At 60.0% G+C, this 24,427-nt stretch carries 22 protein-coding genes; 6 read left to right on the top strand and 16 right to left on the bottom strand.

Annotation, left to right across the window (positions count from 1 at the left end; translation table 11 throughout):
* Positions 1-8: 8 nt before the first annotated feature.
* The 8 genes from lfb1 to zapE form a co-directional block, all read right to left on the bottom strand.
* Positions 9-1,427, bottom strand: coding sequence for an LIC10280 family protein (gene lfb1 / locus ACVDG9_RS01670; RefSeq protein ID WP_447237147.1), 1,419 nt, complete (start codon positions 1,425-1,427; stop codon positions 9-11).
* A 47-nt stretch (positions 1,428-1,474) separates the two neighbouring features.
* Positions 1,475-2,089 carry a LysE family translocator gene (locus ACVDG9_RS01665; RefSeq protein ID WP_022999012.1) on the bottom strand — a complete coding sequence of 205 codons (615 nt, stop codon included), beginning with the start codon at positions 2,087-2,089 and terminating at the stop codon, positions 1,475-1,477.
* Positions 2,090-2,225: 136 nt separating this feature from the next.
* Positions 2,226-3,752 (bottom strand): 2-oxoglutarate dehydrogenase complex dihydrolipoyllysine-residue succinyltransferase, encoded by a 1,527-nt coding sequence (odhB, locus tag ACVDG9_RS01660; RefSeq protein WP_447237146.1) that lies wholly within the window; start codon positions 3,750-3,752, stop codon positions 2,226-2,228.
* 64 nt (positions 3,753-3,816) lie between these two features.
* Positions 3,817-6,804, bottom strand: a complete 2,988-nt coding sequence (locus ACVDG9_RS01655) for a 2-oxoglutarate dehydrogenase E1 component (RefSeq protein WP_022999014.1) — start codon at positions 6,802-6,804, stop codon at positions 3,817-3,819.
* 206 nt (positions 6,805-7,010) lie between these two features.
* Positions 7,011-7,919 (bottom strand): succinate--CoA ligase subunit alpha, encoded by a 909-nt coding sequence (gene sucD / locus ACVDG9_RS01650; protein WP_077291000.1) that lies wholly within the window; start codon positions 7,917-7,919, stop codon positions 7,011-7,013.
* Entirely contained in the window at positions 7,920-9,119 is a 1,200-nt protein-coding gene (gene sucC / locus ACVDG9_RS01645; RefSeq protein WP_075281685.1) for an ADP-forming succinate--CoA ligase subunit beta, read from the bottom strand.
* A gap of 75 nt (positions 9,120-9,194) precedes the next feature.
* A complete protein-coding gene (gene mdh / locus ACVDG9_RS01640) occupies positions 9,195-10,157 on the bottom strand; it encodes a malate dehydrogenase (protein ID WP_022999018.1) in 963 nt (320 codons plus the stop codon).
* A gap of 173 nt (positions 10,158-10,330) precedes the next feature.
* Entirely contained in the window at positions 10,331-11,488 is a 1,158-nt protein-coding gene (zapE, locus tag ACVDG9_RS01635; protein WP_031268680.1) for a cell division protein ZapE, read from the bottom strand.
* A 172-nt stretch (positions 11,489-11,660) separates the two neighbouring features.
* On the opposite strand from zapE, the gene ACVDG9_RS01630 reads away from it, so the two are divergent.
* The gene (locus ACVDG9_RS01630) at positions 11,661-12,218 is read left to right on the top strand and encodes a GrpB family protein (protein ID WP_447237145.1); all 558 of its coding nucleotides are present in this window, start codon (positions 11,661-11,663) and stop codon (positions 12,216-12,218) included.
* A 303-nt stretch (positions 12,219-12,521) separates the two neighbouring features.
* On the opposite strand, the gene ACVDG9_RS01625 is transcribed toward ACVDG9_RS01630, so the two are convergent.
* The 3 genes from ACVDG9_RS01625 to ACVDG9_RS01615 all read right to left on the bottom strand — a co-directional run bounded on the left by ACVDG9_RS01625 (position 12,522) and on the right by ACVDG9_RS01615 (position 14,456).
* Complete coding sequence (locus tag ACVDG9_RS01625; RefSeq protein WP_022999021.1) at positions 12,522-13,304, bottom strand: DUF7662 domain-containing protein; 783 nt, start codon at positions 13,302-13,304, stop codon at positions 12,522-12,524.
* A 74-nt stretch (positions 13,305-13,378) separates the two neighbouring features.
* On the bottom strand, positions 13,379-13,900 hold the full coding sequence (locus ACVDG9_RS01620) for a protease inhibitor Inh/omp19 family protein (RefSeq protein ID WP_022999022.1): 522 nt from the start codon (positions 13,898-13,900) through the stop codon (positions 13,379-13,381).
* A gap of 100 nt (positions 13,901-14,000) precedes the next feature.
* The gene (locus ACVDG9_RS01615) at positions 14,001-14,456 is read right to left on the bottom strand and encodes an arsenate-mycothiol transferase ArsC (RefSeq protein WP_447237144.1); all 456 of its coding nucleotides are present in this window, start codon (positions 14,454-14,456) and stop codon (positions 14,001-14,003) included.
* Between the two features lie 232 nt (positions 14,457-14,688).
* Between ACVDG9_RS01615 and ACVDG9_RS01610 the strand changes: the two genes are divergently transcribed.
* From ACVDG9_RS01610 to recQ, 3 genes are all read left to right on the top strand, one after another.
* Positions 14,689-15,066 (top strand): MAPEG family protein, encoded by a 378-nt coding sequence (locus ACVDG9_RS01610; RefSeq protein ID WP_022999024.1) that lies wholly within the window; start codon positions 14,689-14,691, stop codon positions 15,064-15,066.
* A 117-nt stretch (positions 15,067-15,183) separates the two neighbouring features.
* Positions 15,184-16,077, top strand: a complete 894-nt coding sequence (locus tag ACVDG9_RS01605; protein ID WP_022999025.1) for a lysophospholipid acyltransferase family protein — start codon at positions 15,184-15,186, stop codon at positions 16,075-16,077.
* 155 nt (positions 16,078-16,232) lie between these two features.
* Positions 16,233-18,122, top strand: coding sequence for a DNA helicase RecQ (gene recQ, locus ACVDG9_RS01600; RefSeq protein ID WP_022999026.1), 1,890 nt, complete (start codon positions 16,233-16,235; stop codon positions 18,120-18,122).
* A gap of 29 nt (positions 18,123-18,151) precedes the next feature.
* Here the strand turns inward: recQ and ACVDG9_RS01595 are convergent, their stop codons facing one another.
* From ACVDG9_RS01595 to creD, 5 genes are all read right to left on the bottom strand, one after another.
* The gene (locus tag ACVDG9_RS01595; RefSeq protein WP_022999027.1) at positions 18,152-18,673 is read right to left on the bottom strand and encodes a hypothetical protein; all 522 of its coding nucleotides are present in this window, start codon (positions 18,671-18,673) and stop codon (positions 18,152-18,154) included.
* A gap of 137 nt (positions 18,674-18,810) precedes the next feature.
* Positions 18,811-19,455, bottom strand: a complete 645-nt coding sequence (msrA, locus tag ACVDG9_RS01590) for a peptide-methionine (S)-S-oxide reductase MsrA (protein ID WP_022999028.1) — start codon at positions 19,453-19,455, stop codon at positions 18,811-18,813.
* Positions 19,456-19,761: 306 nt separating this feature from the next.
* The gene (locus ACVDG9_RS01585) at positions 19,762-20,139 is read right to left on the bottom strand and encodes a VOC family protein (RefSeq protein WP_447237143.1); all 378 of its coding nucleotides are present in this window, start codon (positions 20,137-20,139) and stop codon (positions 19,762-19,764) included.
* A 34-nt stretch (positions 20,140-20,173) separates the two neighbouring features.
* Positions 20,174-20,557, bottom strand: a complete 384-nt coding sequence (locus ACVDG9_RS01580) for a VOC family protein (RefSeq protein WP_447238275.1) — start codon at positions 20,555-20,557, stop codon at positions 20,174-20,176.
* A gap of 178 nt (positions 20,558-20,735) precedes the next feature.
* On the bottom strand, positions 20,736-22,202 hold the full coding sequence (gene creD / locus ACVDG9_RS01575; protein ID WP_447237142.1) for a cell envelope integrity protein CreD: 1,467 nt from the start codon (positions 22,200-22,202) through the stop codon (positions 20,736-20,738).
* A gap of 249 nt (positions 22,203-22,451) precedes the next feature.
* Here creD and ACVDG9_RS01570 point away from each other — a divergent pair, with 249 nt between their 5' ends.
* On the top strand, positions 22,452-23,642 hold the full coding sequence (locus tag ACVDG9_RS01570) for a Rossmann-fold NAD(P)-binding domain-containing protein (protein ID WP_447237141.1): 1,191 nt from the start codon (positions 22,452-22,454) through the stop codon (positions 23,640-23,642).
* Positions 23,603-24,427, top strand: coding sequence for a class I SAM-dependent methyltransferase (locus tag ACVDG9_RS01565; RefSeq protein ID WP_208993819.1), 825 nt, complete (start codon positions 23,603-23,605; stop codon positions 24,425-24,427). Before ACVDG9_RS01570 ends, ACVDG9_RS01565 begins: the two co-directional genes overlap by 40 nt.

Genomic DNA, 24,427 nt, shown 5'->3' with positions numbered 1-24,427 from the left:
TCCCGTTCCTATTGCCCTTGAATGCGCGTCAGTTCTTCAGCGCCGCGGCCCGCGGCCCAGAGGCCTTTCAAATGCCCGTCCGCCATGACCGCGTAAACCACCGGCGTCTTGTCGCCCCAGTCCACCGTCAGCACGTTGCCGTCCAGTTCACCCACGCCGCGATAGCTGTCGGTGCCGACTGTCCAGATCAGCGTGAATGTCCGGCCCTGCTGCGTCAACACGACCGTACCGTCATATGTCGTACCGTCCGGGTTTCGGCCGGCAACCGAATAGTTGCCAGTCAGCCCTTCCGCCTCGACCGGCGCAGTGCGCGAATAGAGCGTCAGCTTTTCGCTGGCCGAGCCGTCCGCCCATTCACCGTCCAGCGTTTCCGCGCCAGTGAAGGAATAGACGACAGGGTGCTTGTCTCCCCAGTTGACCACCAGCATGCGGCCGGCGAACTCGCCGACGCCGGTGAAGACGTCGGTCCCAATCCACCAGGTGAGCCGCACATTCCGGTCTTCCGGCGTGATTGCCAGCATGCCGTCGTAGGTCGTTCCGTTCGGGTTGGTTCCCTCGACCCGGTAGACACCCGAGATCTGGCGGGCCGGACCGGTGCGCGCGGTGCTCTCCTTGAGCGCGGTTCCGATTGCCGCAAGAGCGGCCATCTTGGGCACCGATCCTGCCGGATTATCCGTGCCGCCGTCAACGAAGGTGAAATCTCCAAAGAAAGACGAGGAAATCCAGGGCGTTTGCTGGCCGTTCGTTTCCTGAAAAACGCCCTTCAGCGTGCGCTTGAAGGTTTCTTCCAGATTGAGCGCCGGGGTCGCGATGGCGCTGGCAAGATGCTTGGTGAAAGGGCTGTTGCTGCCCTGCCCGTCCAGAGCCACGGAGCCAGGTGACGTCGAATACGAGACGAACAGGCGCGCATTGCTGTCGATCCGCGACAGGCCGGACGATGCCCCACCGAGGGGATTGTTGCGGCAAGCGTCCAGCACGACGATGTTGAGCCCGTCATGGGACGACGTCATTACTTCCACGGCCTCGCTGACCGCGACCGACTGCTGCTGCAGGACCTCGTCCGCCGGCGCATCCCCTGCCACAGGCAGCAGGTAGTTTTCGCCCTTAATCTGGATACCGTGGCCGGCGTAATAGAACAGGCCGACACCACCCTCCTTTTTCAGCCGATCACCGAAGGCCCGGATCGCCTGTTCCATGGCATCACGGTTGGCGTCAGTCTGAAGGATGACCTCGAAACCCGCCTTGTCGAGGGCGCGGGCGATGGCCAGAGCATCATTGACCGGATTGGCGAGCGGGCCATAACCATATTGCGCGTTTCCGATCACAAGCGCAGTGCGTTGTTCGCTTGCGTGCGAAGAGACTATCAGTCCGAGGACGGTCCAGACGACAAGAACAACCGAAAGGGCATAACGCTTTATGGCGTTCATATTCCTGTTCCTCCTGACCGTCTCACACCGTGTCGGCGATGATCCGATTATTGCTCCGCCAGAGCCAGCCGCAAGCCGAACCCGGCAAAGGTTGCAGCCACGGTCCGGCGCATCCAGACCATCACGCGATCGCTCTTCAACACCTTCTCGCCGACCAGTGAAGCAAACGCGCCATAGATGACAAAGACAACGAAGGTCATTGCCATGAAGACGCCGCCCATCAGCAGCATGTCGAGCGTTGGATTGACGGCATCATGGCTGACGAATTGCGGCAGGAAGGCGAGGAAGAATACCGTCAGCTTGGGATTGAGGATGTTGATCAGGAAGCCGGTGCGCGCCGTTGCAAGGAAGCTCTTGCGCGATCCCCTGTCGGCTTTCAGTTCCATCGGTCCGCTGTCTTTCAGCGTCTGCCAGGCAAGGTAGAGAAGATAGGCGACACCGGCGTATTTCACGCCCTGGAACACCAGGGCACTGGTGTGCATCAGCGCCGCCAGGCCCACGACGGACGCCAGAATTGCGGGAATGATACCGAGGGTGCAGCCGAAGGCCGCGGCAACGGATGCCTGACGGCCTCTGCCAAGTCCGACGGCAACCGTATAAACAACACCGGTGCCCGGAACGAGCACCACGACAAGAGCAGTAATCAGAAATTCCAGGCTCACAATGCGGCTCCTCCTGGGCCAGACCGACGGGCATTCAACCGCGAGAGCTGGAACGCCGCTGGCCAGGCAACCTTAAAATGTCCGGGTACCCTGCCGGGGCGTTCCCGGCAAGGCACAAGCTAGGCACTGAACCGGATCAGAGATCCAGAACCAGACGCTGCGGATCTTCCAGGCTTTCCTTGACGCGAACCAGGAAGGTCACGGCTTCCTTGCCGTCGACAATCCGGTGGTCATAGGAGAGCGCCAGATACATCATCGGGCGGATAACCACCTGGCCGTTCACAGCCATCGGACGTTCCTGGATCTTGTGCATGCCCAGGATACCGGACTGCGGCGCGTTCAGGATCGGCGAAGACATCAGCGAACCATATACCCCGCCATTGGAGATGGTGAAGGTGCCGCCGGACATATCAGCCATGCCCAGCTTGCCGTCGCGCGCCTTGCGGCCGAGATTGCCGATTTCCTGCTCGATCTCGGCGATGGACATCTGGTCCGCATCGCGCACAACCGGAACCACAAGGCCCTTGTCCGTGCCGACGGCGACGCCGATGTGGCAGAAGTTCTTGTAGATGATGTCGGTGCCGTCGATCTCGGCATTGACTGCCGGGATCTCTTTCAGCGCATGGGTCACCGCCTTGGTGAAGAAGCCCATGAAGCCGAGTTTGACGCCGTGTTTCTTCTCAAACAGGTCCTTGTACTGCTTGCGCAGTTCCATGACCGGGCCCATGTCCACTTCGTTGTAGGTGGTAAGCATGGCCGCGGAGTTCTGTGCGTCCTTCAGGCGGCGCGCAATGGTCTGGCGCAGCTTGGTCATGCGAACGCGTTCTTCGCGAATTTCGTCCTGGGCGGCAACCGGGCCACGGGCAACGGGAGCAGCCGACGGGGCTGCCGACGAAGAGGTTGCACCGGAGGCGATCGCGTTGATGACGTCTTCCTTCAGCACCTGACCACGCTTGCCGGACCCGGCAACCTGGTCGGCGGAAAGGTTGTTTTCAGCCATCATCTTCTGAGCAGACGGAGCCGGCGGCATGGAAGACCCGCCGCTTGCGGCCGGAGCGGACGCAGCCGGTGCCGGTGCAGCGGCTGCCGGAGCGGCGGCAGCACCTTCGCCTGACGGATCGATCTGGCAGAGCAGAACGCCGGGTTCCACGGTCGTACCGGTTTCGACTGCGATCTTGACGATGGTGCCGGCAACCGGGGCCGGAACTTCCTGGGCTGCCTTGTCGGTTTCCAGTTCCACCAGCGTGTCGTCGGCCTTGACGACATCACCGACCTTCACGCTCCATTCGCCGACTTCCGCCTCGGTGACGGATTCGCCTGCGCTCGGCGTGACGACATCGACCAGCTGAGCCTTTTCGGATTTGGTTTCGGCCTTGGCGTCAGCCTTTGCCGGAGCCGCTTCAGCCTTCGCGGCCGGAGCACCGGTGCCTTCTGCGATCTGACCGAGCAGGGCGCCAACTTCAACGGTGTCGCCTTCCTTGACCACGATGCTTTCCAGCGTGCCCGCGGCCGGTGCCGGAACTTCGACGGTTACCTTGTCGGTTTCCAGTTCCACAAGGGGCTCGTCCTGGCTGACGGCGTCGCCCGGTTTCTTGAACCACTGCGCAATAGTCGCTTCGGAAACGGATTCACCCAGCGTGGGGACGCGAATTTCGGTTGCCATGGTCGCCTTCTCTTAAAATTACCTGGCCAAATTTTTGAAAGAGGGCCCGAAGGCCCTCTTGTGACTAACTTCCCAGAGCCTCTTCGAGGAACGCCTGCAACTGCGCCAGATGCGAGGACATCAGGCCGGTTGCGGTCGATGCCATCGCATTGCGGCCAGCATAGCGCGGGCGCTTGTGCTTGGCGTCGATCTGCTCCAGGACCCATTCGATGTAGGACTCGACGAAGAACCAGCTGCCCATGTTCTTGGGCTCTTCCTGACACCAGACCATTTCGGCCTGCGGGAAGCGCGCCAGTTCCAGCATCAGCGCCTTTTTCGGGAACGGATAGAGCTGTTCGACGCGGAGCAGGTAGACGTCGTTGACGCCGCGCTTTTCGCGCTCTTCGAACAGATCGTAGTAGACCTTGCCCGAGCACATCACGACGCGCCGGATCTTGTCGTCTGAAACCAGCTTGCCTTCCGAATTCAGGTTCGGCCCCCAGTCGTCCCACAACAGACGGTGGAAGGAGGATTCCGGACCCAGTTCCTGCAGCGTGGATACCGCCTTCTTGTGACGCAGCAAGGATTTCGGCGTCATGAGGATAAGCGGCTTGCGGATATCGCGGCGCAGCTGACGACGCAGGATGTGGAAGTAGTTCGACGGCGTCGAACAATTCGCAACCTGCATGTTGTCTTCGGCGCAAAGCTGGAGGTAACGCTCCAGACGGGCGGAAGAGTGCTCAGGTCCCTGACCTTCGTAGCCATGCGGCAGCAGGCAGACGAGGCCGGACATGCGCAGCCACTTGCGCTCACCCGAAGAGATGAACTGGTCGAACACCACCTGGGCGCCGTTGGCGAAGTCGCCGAACTGGGCTTCCCAGAGTGTCAGAGCACGCGGCTCTGCCAGCGAGTAGCCATATTCGAAGCCGAGCACGGCTTCTTCCGAGAGCATCGAGTTGATGACCTCGTAGCGCTGCTGATCGGGAGAGACGTTGTTGAGCGGAATGTACCGGCTCTCGTCTTCCTGATCGTACAGAACCGAATGGCGCTGCGAGAACGTGCCGCGTTCGCAATCCTGACCGGACAGGCGCACCGGGTGGCCTTCCTTCAGCAGCGAACCGAAGGCAAGCGCTTCAGCGGTTGCCCAGTCGATGCCTTCGCCGGTTTCGATCATGCGCTCACGCTGGTTCATGAAGCGCGCGATCGTGCGGTGAATGTTGAAACCGTCCGGCACGTGGGTCAGAGCCCGGCCGATCGACTTCAGTTCATCCATCGGCAGACCGGTTTCACCGCGACGCGGATCGTCTTCGTCGTCGGCCCGTTTCATGCCTGCCCACTTGCCGTCCAGCCAGTCGGCCTTGTTCGGCTTGAAGGCCTGGCCGGCATCGAACTCGTCGTCCAGATGCTTGCGCCAGTCGGCTTTCATGTGCTCGACTTCGTCCTGCGTCAGAACACCTTCCTTGATGAGGCGTTCCGAGTAGAGCTGCAGCGTCGTCGCATGCTTGCGGATCTTGCGGTACATGATCGGCTGCGTGAACGCCGGCTCGTCGCCCTCGTTGTGGCCGAAGCGGCGATAGCAGATCATGTCGATGACCACCGGACGATGGAACGTCTGGCGATATTCAATCGCGATCTTGGCTGCAAAGACGACGGCTTCCGGATCATCCGCGTTGACGTGGAAGATCGGCGCCTCGATCACCTTCGCCATATCCGACGGATAGGGCGAAGACCGCGAAAAACGCGGGTTGGTGGTGAAGCCGATCTGGTTGTTGATGATTACATGGACCGAACCGCCGGTGCGGTGGCCACGCAGCGCGGACAGGCCAAAGCATTCCGCAACAACACCCTGGCCGGCGAATGCGGCGTCGCCGTGCAGCAGCAGCGGCAGAACCGTGCCGCGGTCGATTTCGGTCGTGTCGACGAAGTTGCCGTTCTCGTCGGCAGCCAGCTGATCCTGCTTGGCGCGCGCCTTGCCCAGAACCACCGGGTTGACGATTTCCAGGTGCGAGGGGTTTGCCGTCAGCGACAGGTGCACGTCGTTGCCGTCGAACGTCCGGTCGGAAGACGCGCCGAGGTGATACTTCACGTCGCCGGAGCCTTCCACATCGTCCGGCGCGTAGGAGCCGCCCTTGAACTCGTGGAAGATTGCCCGGTGCGGCTTGGCCATCACCTGGGAAAGCACGTTCAGGCGGCCGCGGTGGGCCATGCCGAACACGATTTCCTTAAGGCCCATCGAGCCGCCGCGTTTGATGATCTGTTCCAGCGCCGGGATCAGCGCTTCACCACCATCCAGGCCGAAGCGCTTGGTGCCGGTGTATTTGACGTCCAGAAACTTTTCGAAACCTTCGGCTTCGACCAGCTTGTTCAGGATCGCCTTCTTGCCTTCCGTGGTGAAGGCAACCTGCTTGTCCGGACCTTCAATGCGCTCCTGAATCCAGGCCTTGGCCGCCGGATCGGAGATATGCATGAACTCGACACCCAGCGTCGAGCAATAGGTCCGCTTCAGGATGTCCATCATCTCGCGGATGGTGGCGTATTCCAGACCCAGCACGTGGTCGATGAAGATCTTGTGGTCCCAGTCGGCTTCGGTAAAGCCGTAGGAGGAGGGATGCAGTTCCTCGTGGTCGCCCTTGCCGGCCAGGCCGAGGGGGTCGAGATCTGCATGAAGATGGCCGCGCATGCGATAGGCGCGGATCATCATCAGGGCGCGAACGGAATCGCGGGTCGCCTGATGAACTTCCTGATCCGAAACCGGCTCGCCCTTGGCTTCAGCCTTCTTTTTCAGTTTGTCGCCGAGCTTCTGCTCAATCGGGCCCCAGTTGCCGTCGAATGCATTGACGAGGTCGCCATTGGCCTCGATCGGCCAGTCCTTGCGTTTCCAGGTCGCCCCGCGAGCCTCTTTCAGCACTGCTTCCTTCTCGTCCTGGAAGGCCGCAAAGAAGTCCTGCCACTCGGCGTCGACCGAGCTCGGATCTGTCTTGTACTGTGCGTAGAGGTCTTCGATATAGGCTGCGTTGGCGCCGTAAAGCAACGACGTCAGTGCGAATACGTTGTTCGCTTCCTGCCGTGCCATGTCCTTTAGCGGAGGTATCCTCCGCCCTTTTGTTTAGGCGGGCCCGAAAAATTGACCCGCGGCCGGTTTCCCTACAATGGCCGATGGTTTCCACCGACCCCTCGAAAAATGGTTACGGCACGTCAACCGCGCCGGAACCCATCCTTTCATCATGCGACAGGAAACGTAAACAGTTTCCGTCCCCATCGCTAAAGATTCTTGCAGAATCAGCCCTTCAAGACTTCGAGAAGGGTCTCGCCGAGCTTCGCAGGAGACGGTGACACCTTGATGCCAGCAGCTTCCATCGCAGCGATCTTGTCTTCTGCACCGCCCTTGCCGCCTGAAATAACGGCACCGGCGTGGCCCATGGTGCGGCCCGGAGGCGCTGTCCGTCCGGCGATGAAACCAGCCATCGGCTTGGACCGGCCGCGCTTGGCTTCGTCCTTCAGGAACTGCGCCGCGTCTTCTTCCGCGGAGCCACCGATTTCGCCGATCATGATGATCGACTGGGTTTCGTCGTCGGCCAGGAACATTTCCAGGACGTCGATGAACTCGGTGCCCTTGACCGGGTCGCCGCCAATACCGACAGCCGTCGTCTGGCCGAGGCCGGCATTGGTGGTCTGGAAGACAGCTTCATAAGTAAGGGTGCCGGAGCGGGAAACAACACCGACGGAGCCTTTCTTGAAGATGGAGCCCGGCATGATGCCGATCTTGCATTCTTCCGGGGTCAGGATACCGGGGCAGTTAGGGCCGAGGAGGCGCGACTTGGATTTCTCCAGCTTGGCCTTGACCTTGACCATGTCGGCAACCGGGATGCCTTCGGTGATGCAGACGATGAACGGAACTTCCGCTTCGATAGCTTCGATGATCGCGGCGCCCGCGCCTGCCGGCGGAACGTAGATCACGGAGGCGTCGGCACCGGTTGCTTCCCTGGCTTCGCCTACGGTCGCATAGATCGGCAGGGATGCAGCGCTGTCGACACCGGAAGACCAGGTCTCGCCACCCTTTTTCGGGTGCACGCCGGCGACCATCTTGGTGCCGTAATACTCAAGCGCCTGTTCGGTGTGGAACGTGCCGGTCTTGCCGGTCAGGCCCTGAACGATGATTTTCGTGTCTTTATTGACGAGGATGGACATTTACGCGCCCCCCTTCACGGCTTTCACGATTTTCTGGGCGGCGTCGTCGAGATCGTCAGCGGCGATCACGTTCAGACCGCTTTCGTTGATGATCTTCTTGCCGAGTTCCACGTTGGTGCCTTCCAGGCGAACAACGAGCGGAACCTGCAGGCCGACTTCCTTGACGGCTGCAACCACGCCTTCCGCGATCACGTCGCAGCGCATGATGCCGCCGAAGATGTTGACCAGGATGCCCTTCACGTTCGGATCGGAGGTGATGATCTTGAACGCGGCCGTCACCTTCTCCTTGGAAGCGCCACCGCCAACATCGAGGAAGTTGGCCGGCTCGGCGCCGTAGAGCTTGATGATGTCCATGGTCGCCATGGCAAGGCCGGCACCGTTGACCATGCAGCCGATGTCACCGTCGAGAGCGACATAGGCGAGGTCATACTTGGAGGCCTCGATTTCCTTGTCGTCTTCCTCGGTGACGTCGCGCAGCTCCATGATGTCCGGATGACGGAACAGGGCGTTGCCGTCGAAGGAAACCTTGGCATCCAGTACGCGGAGGCGGCCGTCCTTCATGACGATCAGCGGGTTGACTTCCAGAAGGCTCATGTCCTTCTCGACGAAAGCCGTGTGCAGGATCGGGAACAGCTTCATGCCGTCTTCGCGCGCCGCACCGGTCAGTTCCAGCGCGTCGCACAGCTTGGCGGCATCGGCTTCGGTCACACCGGTTTCCGGATCGATCGGCAGGGTGACGATCTTTTCGGGGGTTTCTTCGGCCACCGCTTCAATGTCCATGCCACCTTCGGTGGAGACAACGAAAGCCGGGCGGCCAACGGTCCGGTCGACCAGAATGGAGAGGTAAAGCTCACGCTCGATGTCGGCGCCGTCTTCGATGTAGAGACGGTTGACCACCTTGCCGGCGGCACCGGTCTGTTTGGTGACCAGCGTGTTGCCGAGCATTTCCTTGGCGTTGGACGTGACTTCGTCCAGCGAGAAAGCCAGACGGACACCGCCCTTGGCATCAGCGGACAGTTCCTTGAACTTGCCCTTGCCGCGGCCACCTGCGTGGATCTGCGACTTCACGACCCAGAGCGGGCCCGGAAGGCTCTTGGCGGCTGCTTCGGCTTCGTCGGCGGAGAAGATGGCAACGCCTTCGGCCACCGGTGCACCGTATTCCTTCAGAACGGCCTTGGCCTGGTATTCATGAATGTTCATGTGTTTCCCCCGTTGTCGGAGGACCGTTCTTCCCGGCAGGAAGAACGGCCGCAAATTCCCTTAGGCGGGCCCGGTTCAGGCGAGCGCCGGCTGAATTTTCTTGCAGGCCTCGACCAGACCGTCGACGGAAGCGACAGACTTGTCGAAGTTGGCCTTTTCGTCGCCCTGCAGGTCGATCTCGATGATGCGCTCGACGCCATCGGCGCCGATCACGACCGGAACGCCCACATAGGTGTCCTTCAGGCCGTACTGGCCGTCGAGAGCAGCAGCACACGGCAGAACGCGCTTCTTGTCCTTCAGGTAGCTTTCGGCCATTGCGATGGCGGAAGCCGCCGGAGCGTAGAAAGCGGAGCCGGTCTTCAGGAGGCCGACGATCTCCGCGCCGCCGTCACGAGTGCGCTGGACGATTTCTTCCAGACGCTCGGCAGTGCACCAGCCCATCTTGACCAGGTCAGTAAGCGGGATGCCGGCAACGGTGGAGTAGCGGGTCAGCGGCACCATGGTGTCGCCGTGGCCGCCGAGAACGAATGCGGTCACATCTTCGATGGAGACGTTGAACTCGTCTGCCAGGAAGTAACGGAAACGGGCGCTATCAAGTACGCCTGCCATGCCGACGACCTTGTTCTTCGGCAGACCGGAGAACTTCTGCAGGGCCCAGACCATCGCGTCGAGCGGGTTGGTGATGCAGATGACGAATGCGTTCGGGGCATACTTTGCGATGCCGGCGCCAACCTGCTCCATAACCTTCAGGTTGATTTCCAGAAGGTCGTCGCGGCTCATGCCGGGTTTACGCGGAACACCGGCGGTAACGATGACAACGTCCGAGCCTTCGATGGCTTCGTAGCTGTTGGCACCCGCCATTTTGGCATCGAAGCCATCGACCGGGGAGGACTCGGCCAGGTCGAGCGCCTTACCCTGCGGAACACCTTCCGCGATGTCGAAGAGCACGATGTCTCCCAGTTCCTTCAAACCTGCCAGATGTGCGAGCGTGCCGCCGATCTGACCAGAGCCGATCAAGGCAATCTTGTTCCGCGCCATTTCGAAAGTTTCCCTTTACGTAAGATGGAACTCCATGCCATCCTCTGATGACTGAGGATGGCACTACTCCCTTTGATCCGCCCGCGCAACCTCGCCAAAAGAATATTGCGCGATGCCGGACAAATTTTCTCAGATCTTCCCGTCTGCATAATTCACCTATAGGGAATGCAGACCTATGCGTGCACTTGCCGTCTTTCTCCCGCAAGGTACGCCTCGGACCGCATCTCGATCAACCGGGAGGCTGTCCGGTCGAATTCGAAGGCTTCCGTGCCGTCCTCGCCGACGTATAGATCCTGCGGCTCGGCCTCAGCCGATACCACCAGCTTGATGCCGTTATCGTAAAGCGTATCGATCAGATTGATGAAGCGCTTGGCTTCGTTGCGCCGCGCCTTGGACAGCACGGGCACGTTGTCCAGAAACACCGTGCCGAAGGCATGAGCGATGCGCAGATAATCACTTGCCCCCAACGGCTGCATGCACAGGTCGTCGAAGGTGAACCTGGCCGCTCCGGCCGCGACACAGGGAACGGCGATCTTGCGGCCCTTGTTCTCCAGCTCTTCGGAATGCGGTGTCATGCCGTGCGTCAGCTTGGCAAAGAGCTCATCCATCTGGGCGTTTGCACTCTCGCCCAGAGGCGTGACATAGACCGGCGCACCAGCAAGCTTCTCCAGCCGGTAATCCGTCGGACTGTCCAGATGCAGCACTTCCACCTTGGAGGTCAGCATCTTGATGAAGGGCAGGAACAGCTGGCGGTTGAGCCCGTCCTTGTAGAGGAGAGACGGCTCGACGTTGGACGTGGCGACAACGATGACGCCGCGCTCGAAAAGCTGGGTGAACAGGCGGCCGAGGATCATGGCATCGGCGATGTCGGTCACCGAGAACTCATCAAACAGCAGCAGCCGCGTTTCTTCGGCAATCTGGCTCGCCACAGGCGGGATCGGATCGTCACCCTTGACCTCGCCGCGCTTGTGCGCCTGGCGGTGGGCATGAATGCGCTCGTGCACGTCGGTCATGAACTCGTGGAAATGCACACGCCTTTTGCGGCGGATGACCGTGACCTCGTAAAAGAGGTCCATCAGCATCGTCTTGCCGCGCCCGACACCGCCCCACATGTACAGCCCCTGTACGGAGGCCCAGAGCTGGTTCTTCTTGTTGGCGAACAGCCAGCCAAGTGAACTTTTCTTGGAGGCCAGGCGGGTTTCGGCAAGACGGGTGTTCAGGAGATCGAGCTGTCGCACCGCCTCCCGTTGCACGGGGTCTTCCTTGATCTCACCCGACGCGATGAGCGCGTCGTAGCGGGCGCTCAGGGCGCGGTTGACCGGCAGTTCCATCTTCAAGGGTGCTGCTCCCTCCATGAGAATTCATGGGGTCTTGGACGTATCTATTTGCACGGCGGAATAAGGTCAAAACGTCGCAGATGCAAGTCATGATATGGTTGCATACGATCACACATTCTTACGTATTTGTTTTTCAACCGTTTGAAATTTAAGGATTTCAGACCTCATGTCCATTCCGTTGCTCCCACATAATCCGGACTGGTTTCGCCAGGCTGACCTGCTGGTCGACGACCTCGGACATCTCCTGGGAGCAAGGACCCTGCGCCTGGACCATGTCGGGTCCACGGCCGTCCCTGGGCTGATTGCCAAACCCAAACTTCATATCGATGTAACGCTGGCTCCCGGATTTTCACCGGCTGCACTCAGCAACGACCTTCTGCTGTATGGCTACCATGATCTCGGCGCCCGCTTCCGGGAAGACGAAGTGCAAATGACCCGGCCAGCCGGACCAGCCCCCCGGTCGAACGAGAGGGAAAATCACGAGCTGATTATCGCGCATCGGCTGTGTCTGTGTGCATCCGATTGCCCCTCACCTGATCAGCGGCGCCAGTTTCGCGACGCCTTGCGCGGCGATGCCAGCCTTGCCGGGCGCTATGCCGTGTTGAAACGGGACCTTGCCCTCAAGGCCGGTTCGAACCCCGACTGGGAAACATACAATTCCGGCAAGACATCCTTCATCGAAGGCGTGCTCTCAGGGGAAGGTATGCGACTGATCCAGCGATGACGCTCCTTCCGGCCCCGCCATCACTGCCCCCATTGACGGAACACCGCACCCAGCAGCCTGGTTCGCAATTCACTGATAATGGGCAGAAAAACACAGGCCAAGCCTTGAGGAACTCGAAACAGGAAGGCAGCACGCCCTCTGAACAAACAGCGCCCGCAACCGGTGGGAGGGTTACGGGCGCAGGGCACAGGGAGGGGTCCTGTGCGGGAGGAACGCAATCATGAACGCCCAAACGGCTCGGCCTGACTGGACCCGGCCATCATGCCTGTGCCCGGCTGAGCGCAAAAAGCACTCAGACAACACTTAGCGCAGGTAAAGGGCCGTCTTGCGACCGTTCTGGACTTCCTGAAGATAGAGCAGCTGGGCAACCAGATAACACTCGGACTGGTCGTCCAGATTGGCCTTGCGGCCACGACCGTCGGTCAGCAGCCAGGCATTGCCGGACTTGACCACATCGCATTCGATTGGTGCGGCGGCATCGAAACCGGCCTTCTTGAACAGCTCCGTACCGACACGGCTGCCGGTATCGTCGTCCAGACCCTTCATCGCCATGCGCAGGCTGCGATAGGCCTTGTGAACCGACAAGGTTGCGACGATGGCAGTGACGACTTCGTCGCCTTCCATGGCCGCAAAGCGCACAACGCCGCCTTCCTGCGGAATGATGGAATTGGAACAGGGTGTGCGCTGGACATCGCCAAGCGTGGTCCATTCGGAGCGCAACGTTACGGTTGCAGGCTGACGAAGGGCCGCCATTTCCTTGGTGAGCCGCTTTTCTGCAGTTTTTTGCGGATTCTTGGCGGTCCGATCCATACGGGCGGACACCCCGGCCACGGTTCCGCCGATGCGCAACCGGCGGAAGACGATGACATCGCGCATGAGATCGGTTCGCTCTACCCGCCAGCCGGCATCAAGCCAGGCGTTCTGGTGAACGAGACTGCCGCCGGAATTTGCCCACCATGTCCGGTGTTCCCGGGCGCTCTTGGGCAGCGACGAGCCTATGATATCTTCGACTTCGTTCAGCTTGGCCGCCCAGACAACATCTTCCAGTCGTGCCAAGTGTTCCCGCAGTGGTTCATATTTTGACATTTGCACAGCCTTTCCGGTAGCTATGCAAATATACACCTATAGCGCGAGCTGTCCAGCATAAATACGGAGGGGCCTTAACGGTACAGCGAGATCGGCGATCCGGTAGAGGTCTGACCGTTGAACTGGCCGGAAGCGCTGGAGTAAAGCTGTGCAACGATCAGGCCGGTGCCGTCCTTCAGAACCACCTGATTGCCACTCAGATCCCATGCAGAGATCCCGGACAGTACAGGCGAAGCACAACCTCTGGTATTTGCACGGTAGCCGCCGGACCATGTTGTCAGCGTCATGAAGGCCATGCAGTTGTCGCCAGCGGAGGTGATTTTCCAGCCACCCAGAAGGTCTGTCCGGCCAACTTCCTTGGCATCGGCAGGCGCTGCAACCGGGTTGCTGGCCAGGTCGGTCGGCTGAGCCGACGGATCGTTGAGACCGCCGGCCGGCGCGTTGGGATCAAGCGGTGCAAGCTGTCCCGAGCCTACGGGTGTAGTCGGGGTCGCCGGCAGCGGTTCGGCATAATTCCGGCCTCCGGACAATCTCTGGCAACCAGCTGCCAGGACCACCAGGCCGACGATCAAAACAAACTTTCCCGCGCGCATCATGACGAATCAATCCCTCACCTTCGTCCCAATATGGGAGCAACTCTTAGCCCACAATTTGTCGAAAATCCAAAATCCTGAGAATCGACCGTTTTCTGATCGCTCAGGCAACCCGGTTCGAGACGACTTTGCCTGCTGTTTTTGGCGGCTCCACAAGCCTGTCGATCGCCTCCGCAATCTTCTCGAAATAAGTGGCGCAGGCACCAAAACCATCCGGAAAAGGCGGTTTTGCGGCAATGTTCCACCAATGACTCGATGTCGTGGTCTTCCACTGCGGCGGCAGGGCTACCGGCACCTGGTCAGCGAGATAGACGACCCTGTCGGGAATTTCAGCATGCGGCATCAGGAAAATGTCGATCGGCTTGGGCGCAAGCCCTTTGGCATCAATTCCCCGTGCTGACAGTATCCGGCGCACATGCCGGCTCAGTTCCTGGGAAGGAGCCACACCTGCGGAGAACGCCCGCATCAGACCACCTGCCCGAAAATTCAGATAGGCTTCGGCCAGGGGCGACAGCAGGCTGTTGTCCGGACAGACGAACAGAACGGTTGTTTTCGACAAGGGGCATTCCTTCGCGGCTGCAGCCCATGCCAATCACGTCATGGGCGGCCTCCCCCTAGCGCCGGGACGGGAAGACTTTATGACAAACCCGGGGCAACATCGAAAATCATGAGGATATCTTCCACGAGCCTGATAGATATGCGCACAAACGCTCGCGTGCAGCCCGGTGCCCCGCTGCAGCCTCATTCCGGGTATTCGCGCAAGACCTGCAACACGTTCCTGAGGAGCCCACATGCCCGTCGCCTTCTGGTGTGTCCTTGCCGCCGCCATCCTGCCGCTGCTTTCCGTCTTTCCGGCAAAACTGGACAAGTCCTTCGACAACGCCCGCCCACGTGACCCGGACTATTGGCGAGACGGTTTCCGCGCCCGCGCACAGGGGGCACAGGCGAATGGCTTCGAGGCATTTCCCCTGTTTGCGGTTGCCGTTTTCGTTGGCCTCAACCAGGGCGGCGACCCGCACTGGATCGACAGGCTCGCCGTGCTTTTCGTGTTACTGAGGATCATTTATATCGGCTGCTACTGGGCCGACCGCGCCTCGCCGCGCTCGCTTGCCTGGGCAGCCTCCTTCTTGACATCGCTGGCAATTTTCACCAGTTCCCTATGGAGCTGAGCCGCCGATGGGCGGATTCCGATCCTGAAATTCGTACAACGATCATTTGCACCAAGAGGCTGATTTCGTTAACGATGCATCGGAGTGAGGCAGTAATCTCGTGGGCAGAGGTGCATTGTGCGGACGACCGACCAGACGACAGACACCTTGCCGACGCGCCGTCAGGCCGCGGCACAGAGGCAGATTTCTGAGCAGCATATCGTCGACCTTCTGATTGCCGAACGGGGCAAGCTGGTGATGGCCAGCCCGTGGTGGCCCTTCATCAGACCCTTCGCTCACAAGATCCTTCGCTACAAGTCCGCCGTCGAAATGGCCGACACCATTGCGCAGATGGAAGCGCTGGAGGTTTTTGCCCATTTGAGCGGATTGCTGTCGCTTGACGTCACCACGCTTGGCCTTGAACGGGTTCCGCAGGAAGGCCCCGTCGTTCTGGTGTCCAACCACCCGACCGGCATTGCCGACGGCATCGTCCTTTATGATGCGATCAAGTCCCGCCGGAACGATCTTGCGATCTTTGCCAACCGCGATGCCATCCGCATCAACCCGCGCCTTGCCGACATGATCATTCCGGTCGAATGGCGTGCTGACTTCAAGACCCGCGAAAAATCCAAGGAAACGATCAAGCTCGCCTCCTCCGCCTTTGCCAAGGAGCGGGTTGTGGTGCTGTTTCCCTCCGGGCGCCTGGCCTATTGGCACGACGGCAAGCTGACAGAACGGCCCTGGATGACGTCAGCCCTGGCGCTGGCACGCAAGAACAAGGCCCCGATCATTCCCATGCACATGGGCGGGCGCAATTCCGGCCTGTTCTATTTCCTTGCGAGAGTGTCGACCGAATTGCGCGACATGACGGTCTTCAACGAATTGCTCAACAAGGAACATGCCAAGTTCAACGTGCATTTCGGCAAGCCGATCCGGCCGGAAAAACTTGAAGGCGACCTTGGCGATCTGACCGAACAGATGCGCATTCACTGCGCCGAAACGCTGGCGACGGATCCGGACGCCGAGTTCTAGGTGCCAACACACCGCCTCCACGCGTCTCCTAAGCATCTGATTTTTTGATGCTCTGACCAGGGCCTGTACGTCATCCACAGGCGCGGTTCCGCCTTCATTGCCCTTCTTCCGCGAATAAGACATTGTGCGGGAGAATCAAAGGACCCGTCTCACCCATGCCCGTTTCGCCCGCTGTTGCCGCGGAGGAAGTCATTCCAGTGCAGCATGCCGTTGCTCCGACCGTGCGTCCGGAGCCGAAGCCGCTTGCGGTTCTGCAGAAGGTTTTCGGCTACAGCAGCTTCAGGGGCAAACAGCAGGCGGTGATCGAAACGCTTGTGGACGGCAACGACGCTGTCGTTCTGTTTCCCACCGGCGCAGGCAAGTCGCTCTGTTACCAGATCCCGGCACTGTGCCGGCGTGGGGTCGGCATTGTCGTCTCGCCGCTGATCGCACTGATGAAAGACCAGGTCGGTGCGCTTCGCGCTGCTGGCGTTCAGGCCGCGGCCCTCAATTCCACGCTGTCACCTGAAGAACAGGACGGCATTCGCAGTGCCCTGCGCCGCGGTGAAATCGACCTGCTCTACGTGACACCGGAGCGGCTGGGCACCGAGAGCTTCCGCAAGTTCCTGGACACGCTGCAGATTGCCCTTTTTGCCATCGATGAAGCGCATTGCGTCAGCCAGTGGGGACATGACTTCCGTCCGGAGTACATGTCGCTGTCCTGTCTGCGCGACCGCTATCCGGGCGTGCCGCGTGTGGCGTTGACCGCGACTGCCGACCCGCACACCCAAAAAGACATTCTGGCCCGCCTGCAGCTGGAAGACGCCGCCGTCTTTTCCACCAGCTTCGACCGGCCAAACATCCGCTACGAGATTGTCGAGCGCACCAACCAGCGCCAGCAGCTGCTGGATTTCCTGAAGAAGCACTCCGGCGAGAGCGGCATCGTCTATTGCCTGTCGCGGGCAAAGGTCGAGGATATCGCCGAATGGCTGACCTCTAAGGGCATCAGGGCCCTGCCCTATCACGCCGGATTGCCCGCGGAACAGCGCTCAGCCAACCAGGATGCGTTTCTGCTGGAAGAAGGGCTGTGCCTGGTGGCAACGGTTGCCTTCGGCATGGGTATCGACAAGCCGGATGTGCGCTATGTCGCGCATCTGGATCTGCCCTCTTCGGTCGAGGCCTATTACCAGGAAACCGGCCGCGCAGGCCGCGACGGCGCTCCATCCGAAGCCTTCATGGCTTACGGCATGGCCGATCTGGTGCAGCGCCGGCGCATGATTGCCGAGGGCGATGCGCCCGAGGAGGTCAAGCGCGCGGAAAATGCCAAGCTGAACGCGCTTCTCGGCATTTGTGAAACGGCCGGTTGCCGTCGTCAGGCCCTGCTGGCCCATTTCGGCGAGACCTACCCCAAACCCTGTGGCAACTGCGACACCTGCCTGTCCCCGGTGGAGACCTGGGACGGCACGGAAGCTGCCCAAAAGCTGATGTCGGCGATCTATCGTACTGGTCAACGTTTCGGCACGGCGCATGTCATAGATGTGCTTCTGGGCAAGACCAACGAGAAAAGCACCCGCTTCGGCCATGACACGCTGTCGGTTTTCGGAATTGGCCAGGACGTGCCGCAGAAGACCTGGCAATCGATTGCCCGTCAGCTTGTCGCCGCAGGCTACGTCGATGTCGACCATGCCCAGTTCGGTGCTCTGGTTCTGACGGAAAAGGCGCGAAGCGTCCTGCGCGGTGACGAGAAGCTCGCCTTGCGCAAGGACCGGAGCGCGGCTGGCCTGAAACGGACGAGTTCTTCACGTACGGCCTCCATCGCCGATGAACTGGACCATGAAGACAGGCTGCTGTTTGAACGCTTGCGCAGGCTGCGGACCCAGATTGCCCGCGATCAGGGCGTACCGCCCTATGTGGTGTTCACGGACGCGACGCTGGCCGGGATTTCCGCTGCGCGCCCGGTGACCGAAGATGCGCTGCTGGCCGTTTCCGGTGTCGGGCAGTCCAAACTTGAAAAATACGGTGAGGCGTTCCTCGAGCTGGTCGAGGCATTTGAAGCCGGCGTATGACCGCCACGATGGTTGCCGATGAAATCCGGTCAACCGTCCTGCTGCAGGCAGAGCTGATACACTCCGGCAAGGTCCGACAAGGTTTCTTCATCAGGATGCGACAGGAAACTGTCGATGATGTCCCTGAGCGCCAGATGCATGTTCCGGTGCTGGCGCAGACGCCTGTAGGACGAGCCGAGCTTGTAGATCTGTTCGATTTCCTCATGCGAGAAGAGGTCCAGACCCGCAATACCCAACACGACACCAAGATCAGCATTGGTGCGCCGCGTCAGGTTATGGGCAATCAGGAACCCGAACAGGCCGGTGACAAATCGGTTTTCGAAGCACAGTTCGTCAAAGTCCCGCTCGACCACTTTCAGCACGAGCTTCATGATCGACACGGTGGCAGCTGCCGCAAATTCGGTCGGTGTGTTGGTGTCACAGATCTCCAACCCTGCTGCTTCCAGCATGGCGGCGGTGGATCTTCGAAGGCGGTCTTCCGTCTCGACGGCTCTCAATTCAGAAATAAATTCCGGCTCTGCTGTAACGCGACTTCCAAACAAGCTCAGCATGTTAGCGTCCTTTCAGACGTAAGCCCACTGAAAGTATGTAGTGTACACCTTACCCTACGGCAAATTGATGCCTGAAAATTCGACGAAAATGCTGTTCTTTTGGGCCGTTCCCCGCGGAAACGGCCCATTTTCGAATGTTATGATCCTGCCTTGGGCAGCCCCTTGAAGGCTTCGCTGCCCCACACAGCCTTGACCTGTGCATCCCTGCCGCACCCTTTCCTGTAGCCTTTGTAGGCGTCGGCGCGGGTGACGTAGCCGAAGCGGGTGAGCGTACGAACCTGGCTCTTGTAATAGGCCTGGTGGTAGTCCTCGGCGGGCCAGAAAACGGCCGGAGCCTCGACCGGCGTTACGATCTTGCCGCCGAGTGCTTTTTCCGCCTTCGCGATTTCCGCCCTGGCCTGTTTCGCCTGGGTTTCGTCCAGAGGATAAATGGCGGTGGAATAGGCATGTCCCCGGTCGCAGAATTGACCGCCGGCGTCCGTCACATCAACGGTGCGCAGGAAGATCCCGACAAGTTCGGCGTAACTGATCTTGTTCTCGTCGAAATCGACCTTGACGACCTCCCGGTGACCGCCACGATCATAATCCTTGTAGGTAGGGTTCTGGGTCTCCCCGCCGGCATAGCCGGAAACGACATCTCGCACGCCGGGAAGTTTCTCAAGATCGGATTCAACGCACCAGAAGCATCCTCCGGCAAGCACCGCGGTTTCGGCCTGTGCGGTACCCGGTGGCATCGACGCCACGAGCGCGGCAAAGAAAGTGAGCGGGAGCAGGCGTTTCATGTCAGGTCCTCCAGGGAGCTGGTTGTGGTCGACCTTTCCCGGGGGATCAACAACCTGGTGATGATTGCGAAACCCCGACCGGAAAGACGACCAGCGCGCTTGGGTTTCGAGCTGTGGTCTTCGACTTTGAAATGCGCTTCATGGGTTGGAAGACCCGTGAAGGCACTTCGAATTCTACCCGAAAGAGGTAACGCGCCCGGCGGCTGAGACAAACTCAACTCCGCTCCCCAAACCAGCACATGCCCGTGAGCCTGGCGTGAGGCCCCTCATTTCGGGCAGCCAAAGCCATGACTGATCAGGCCGTTCTCAGGCCTCCCAGGTCTTGGCAGCCTCCTCAAAACCGGCGAGTTGCGGTTTGACGACGCAGAACCGGTGACCGCTGGTTGCCTGCATCACTGTCCAGCCGTCCAGTTTCTGAACGATGGTCGCGCCCAGACCTTCGAGCCGGGCAACTTCCTTTTCCGGATCGTCGGTTTCGATATCCAGGTGCACGCGGGAGGGATGCTCGACCGACTGGAGCAGGATGCCGATTTCATCTTCCGTGCCGATCAGACGGCGATAGCGTGGGTTTTTCGGCTCAGCTTCAACAGTGCGCCCGAGCGCACCGGCCCAGAATTCCGCATGGCGGTCGATATCGCCACCATCACAGTCGATCACCAGATCTCCCAGCCGGCTCTTGTGCATTTTTTTCTCCAAATTGAAAGCAGGAAACAAAGACTTATTCAGGCAGGTGACAGACCGCCTCGATATTCAGACCATCCGGGTCGAGTACGAAAGCACCGTAGTAATTTTCGTGGTACTGCGGCCGCAGACCCGGTGCGCCGTTATCCTTGCCGCCGGCTGCGATCGCAGCCTCGTAAAAGGCATCGACGAGCGCCCGGTTCGAAGCTGCAAAGGCGACATGCACCGGTGTTCCGAGGGCTTTGCCTTCACCAATCCAGAAGTCCGGCTTGTCCTTGCCGAAACCGCAATAGGCGGGTCCACCCGTCATTTCAGCGGTGACTTCCATCAACACCTTGATGCCAAGTGGCGCCAGGGCCTTTTCGTAGAACGCACGAGACGCCGGAAAATCGCTGACCGCAAAACCGATATGATCAAGAATGGACATCACGTCCTCCCACTCACCTCAATAGAACAAAATAAGAACATTCAAGGAGAAATTGCAAGCCTCGTTTTAGAGCTGCGATGCGCTCAACCGGCAAATGCCAAGCAAAATCGGCGGCGCAGCGAAGCCACACCGCCGACCGGATTGGCGACATACCGGAATGGCAGAATGACCGTCAGACCGCTTCGGCTTGCGGCCTCGTGCCGACCTGTTGTTGCCCGGACCAGTCGATCCGCTGGGTGGCAAACATGGTAACGGCAAGTGACAGGAACCCGATCATCGAACCGATCAGGAGCGCGTAGTCCTGCTCCTGCATGAGCGCATAAAGCACGCCGAATATCGCAGCCAGGACCGCAAGCATCACGCTTCCAGCAAGACGGCTCTTGAGCGAAGTCCCGATATAAAGCGCATTCAGCAGCGTCGCGGCGGCAGCGGCCACAAGATAGGCCAGGCCGTAGCCAACATGCTCTGCAAAGGCGAGCAGCATGACGTAGAAGACGATCAGGGACAATCCGACCAGGCCATACTGGATCCAATGGACCCGCCATCCGGAGCGCATTTCCAGAACGAAGACCGCCAGGAAGGTCAGACTGATGAAGCAGACTGCGTATTTCAACGACCTGGAAATGGTCTGATAGAAATTGACGGGTTCAACGAATTGCACTCCCAGGACCTTGCTTTGCAACGGCATTTGCGGGCCTAGCACCAGTTTGGGAATGCCACGGGCAAGATAGGGGATGGTCCAGGATGCGTTGAAACCGGCATCGCCGATTTCTCGTGCCTCCGGCAGGAATGCGCCAGTGAAACCGGGATGCGGCCAGTCGGATTGAAGGGATACGCTGGTCGTTTGACCGGCCGGGGCAACGTAGAAAGCGGTGGAGCCGTTCAGCTGCATGGGGATGTCGAAAGAAAACCCGTTTCGCCACAAACCCGCAGCGACAGGTGCGTTGATACCGGACGCGTTGATCGTGGCAACAGACCGCCGCATCGGCTCCATGGTCAGCGGCCCGAGCCCAGGCTCGAACGGCACGGAACCAATGTCGTTCAGGACCAGTGCGACCTCGCTTTTCAGCGCTGCGATGTCGCCGATGCCGACCACAAGAACCGCCTTGTCCCCGGCAATGTCGATTTGCCCACCGAACTGCGGCTGAAAGTTTTCGGACGACGTTGCGGCAAACCGGCCCTTCAATGTCACGTCACCATGATAGACGGGCAGAGAATAGATCGATTTCCTGCGCTCCTGAACGGAGATGTCGCCACTCACATCCAGCTTTTCCGGAAACAGGATGGCAGTGTGCCAGCGAATTTCGGTCTTGGCGTTTTCTCCGGTGGAAACAGTAAAGGTCTCGCTGAACGGAACAACCAGGTAGGGTCCGTTGATCTCCTGGACGCCACCCCAGGACCGGGCGATGTCCTGAGCGACATCCCGGGCCCTTTCGGCACGTTCTTCCACCAGCACCCAGACGAACAGGCTCGGCACCAGCAGCATCACGGTCAACACTCCGATGATCACGAACTTGACTGCCGGAGACCCAAGAAAAGACGTTCGGCGCACCGGCTGTTCACGGGGTGAGCGGGGCTGCGAAAATTGAGGTCGCTCCTGCGGTTGTTCAATGGTGTCGTTTTCAGTATCGCTTGTCATGCAAATCAACCCTCTGCCAGAAGGATGTCCCGTCAGGCGGGCACCCGGTCAACAGGGCGATCATTGAAGACAGAACAGGACACAAAAGGGCGTGGCCGAGCGGCTTTTCAGTATTGTTTGTGCAGTTCCTGTGCAGTGGCTCAAAAGTTGTTGGATTGCTGCCTCATTTTTCCTGTCTATTTCACAACTCGCACTTGTGCGTACCGGCGGCGCAGTGCCAGAATGGCAGAACCCTCGGAATAACTAACAATGCATCCATTAAGCGACATATCTACCGCGGCCGCGCCCGCCTATGCCCGACGTGCGGACTATCTGCCGGCGCTGGTCAAGCGGCTCGATCTCTTCAAGAGTGAAGCGCACCGGTATCTGCTGGTGGCGCATCTGTTTGACGACACAAGGCGCATGATCAATGCGCTGGAAGGGGTCATGGATTTCGATGCAATCATCGGCATCCCGTATTCCTCCGGCAGTGATGTGACACGTCTGAAATGGCAGGCCGTATACGGCGACAAGGTCCAGTGCCCGAAGACCGAGCCAGAATTCAAAGAGGTCTTGGCCAAGGCCTTGCAGAAGAGCCTGGATGCCTGCCGGGCCTCCGACCAGAAGCTCGTTATTCAGGAAGTCGGCGGTTATGCCGTCGAATTGCTGCACGAGCGGTTTCAAGATCAGCTGCACCTTGTCGAAGGCGTGGTGGAGATCACCAAGCAAGGCGTCTGGCGGGCCGGGCAGACACGGCTGCGGGTGCCTGTGCTCCACTGTGCCGACAGCGAGCTGAAGCGCCTGGAAGCGGTACGTTGCGGCGAGACCATTGCCCGGTGCCTGGATGGGCTCATGCGCGATCTCGGCAACTCCCTGGCCGGCCGGCGCGCTGCTGTCTTCGGAGCGGGCTGGATCGGGTTCGGCGTGGCCAAGGCCCTGCGCCGGCTGGATGTCATCGTCTCGCTGATCGATGTCGACCCGCTGAAAATCGCAGAAGCAAGGTTGTCAGGTTATCCGGCGACCCTTCATCCCACGGATCTCGAGCAATGCGACCTGGTTGTCGGGGCAGCAGGGCGCTTGTCGATAACCGGGGACGTGTTGCAGCAGCTTCGCAACGGCTGCCTGGTGGCGAGCGCCAGTTCCCGGCGTATCGAAATCGACGTCGATTTTCTGGAACAGTCGCCAGCCTGCGACATTCATCCGTCGATCAAGGCTTTCCAGCTTCCCGGCCAACAGGGGGCGGACAAGCAGATCTGCCTCGTCAACGACGGCTACCCGGCCAATTTCATTCCCGGCTCCGGCAGCGTTGCCGATGAAGTGGTCGAGCTGATCCTCGGCGAACTGATCGTGCTGATGGCCGACCTGACCACCTACACCTACGAACCCGGCATTCACCGCTTGGCGACAGAAGGAGAGGCAGTGTGCACCAAACTCTGGATCGAACAGAGAGACCAGACCTAGCGGATGATGAGCAATCCGAAGTTACGGTCCATTCGCAGTATCTGGTCAAGAAGCTCGCGAACGCCCAGAGGAACCTGTACGGAACGGTGAAGTTCGACATTGTCGCCCGCACCATCCGGGACTGGGCACAAGACCTTGGTCGGCCGCCGCGTATTCTCGATATCGGTTGCTCGACCTCGATTTCGAAAGAATATCTCGCCGACACCGGCCTGGATTTCGACTATTGCGGTGCCGATTATGAAGCGGCGTTCGAACCGGACATCGTGCTGGATGCCACCCGTCTTTCCGAACACCGCGACGACCTGCCCTGGCAACCGGATGTGATCGCCCTTCTGGACGTGCTGGAGCATCTGCCAGGCCGTGGGCCGGCGATCGAATCCGTGATGCGTCAATGTGGTGAGGTCATTGCGCCGGGTGGGCTGATCCTTGCCGTGGTCCCGCAGCTTTACCGCCTCGACCGGCTAAAGCTGAGCCACCTGCACTACGCCGAGCACCAGGTCCGCATGACCTTGAACGAATGGTCGGAGATCATCGGCCGCGCGGTCACGATCGAGTCGGTGCACGGCATCGGCTATCTCTCGTGCCTGCCCTATCTGCCGATGCTCAGCCCCTGGTACGAGGAAACCAACCGCCACGGGAAACTGTTCCACCACCTGCGCGGAAAGACCTTCGAATGGGGCCCGCTGAAACCCGCTGAAATCGCCCTTACCCGCACGCTTGGTCGTGTTCCCGGGTTCAGGGGCTGGTGCAACAGCTCGCTTCTGGTGTGCCGGGCTAAGGTGTGA

Source organism: Roseibium sp. RP-7, assembly GCF_053005225.1.
Note: the sequence above shows the minus strand (reverse complement) of the source record. Positions and strands in the feature narration are given on the sequence as shown.

Excerpts from the sequence above, each read along its gene's own strand:
- lfb1 (WP_447237147.1), bottom strand. The coding sequence starts at position 1,427 with ATGAACGCCATAAAGCGTTATGCCCTTTCGGTTGTTCTTGTCGTCTGG.
- odhB (WP_447237146.1), bottom strand. The coding sequence starts at position 3,752 with ATGGCAACCGAAATTCGCGTCCCCACGCTGGGTGAATCCGTTTCCGAA.
- ACVDG9_RS01655 (WP_022999014.1), bottom strand. The coding sequence starts at position 6,804 with ATGGCACGGCAGGAAGCGAACAACGTATTCGCACTGACGTCGTTGCTT.
- sucD (WP_077291000.1), bottom strand. The coding sequence starts at position 7,919 with ATGTCCATCCTCGTCAATAAAGACACGAAAATCATCGTTCAGGGCCTG.
- sucC (WP_075281685.1), bottom strand. The coding sequence starts at position 9,119 with ATGAACATTCATGAATACCAGGCCAAGGCCGTTCTGAAGGAATACGGT.
- mdh (WP_022999018.1), bottom strand. The coding sequence starts at position 10,157 with ATGGCGCGGAACAAGATTGCCTTGATCGGCTCTGGTCAGATCGGCGGC.
- zapE (WP_031268680.1), bottom strand. The coding sequence starts at position 11,488 with ATGGAACTGCCGGTCAACCGCGCCCTGAGCGCCCGCTACGACGCGCTC.
- ACVDG9_RS01630 (WP_447237145.1), top strand. The coding sequence starts at position 11,661 with ATGTCCATTCCGTTGCTCCCACATAATCCGGACTGGTTTCGCCAGGCT.
- ACVDG9_RS01625 (WP_022999021.1), bottom strand. The coding sequence starts at position 13,304 with ATGTCAAAATATGAACCACTGCGGGAACACTTGGCACGACTGGAAGAT.
- ACVDG9_RS01620 (WP_022999022.1), bottom strand. The coding sequence starts at position 13,900 with ATGATGCGCGCGGGAAAGTTTGTTTTGATCGTCGGCCTGGTGGTCCTG.
- ACVDG9_RS01610 (WP_022999024.1), top strand. The coding sequence starts at position 14,689 with ATGCCCGTCGCCTTCTGGTGTGTCCTTGCCGCCGCCATCCTGCCGCTG.
- recQ (WP_022999026.1), top strand. The coding sequence starts at position 16,233 with ATGCCCGTTTCGCCCGCTGTTGCCGCGGAGGAAGTCATTCCAGTGCAG.
- ACVDG9_RS01595 (WP_022999027.1), bottom strand. The coding sequence starts at position 18,673 with ATGCTGAGCTTGTTTGGAAGTCGCGTTACAGCAGAGCCGGAATTTATT.
- msrA (WP_022999028.1), bottom strand. The coding sequence starts at position 19,455 with ATGAAACGCCTGCTCCCGCTCACTTTCTTTGCCGCGCTCGTGGCGTCG.
- ACVDG9_RS01585 (WP_447237143.1), bottom strand. The coding sequence starts at position 20,139 with ATGCACAAGAGCCGGCTGGGAGATCTGGTGATCGACTGTGATGGTGGC.
- creD (WP_447237142.1), bottom strand. The coding sequence starts at position 22,202 with ATGACAAGCGATACTGAAAACGACACCATTGAACAACCGCAGGAGCGA.
- ACVDG9_RS01570 (WP_447237141.1), top strand. The coding sequence starts at position 22,452 with ATGCATCCATTAAGCGACATATCTACCGCGGCCGCGCCCGCCTATGCC.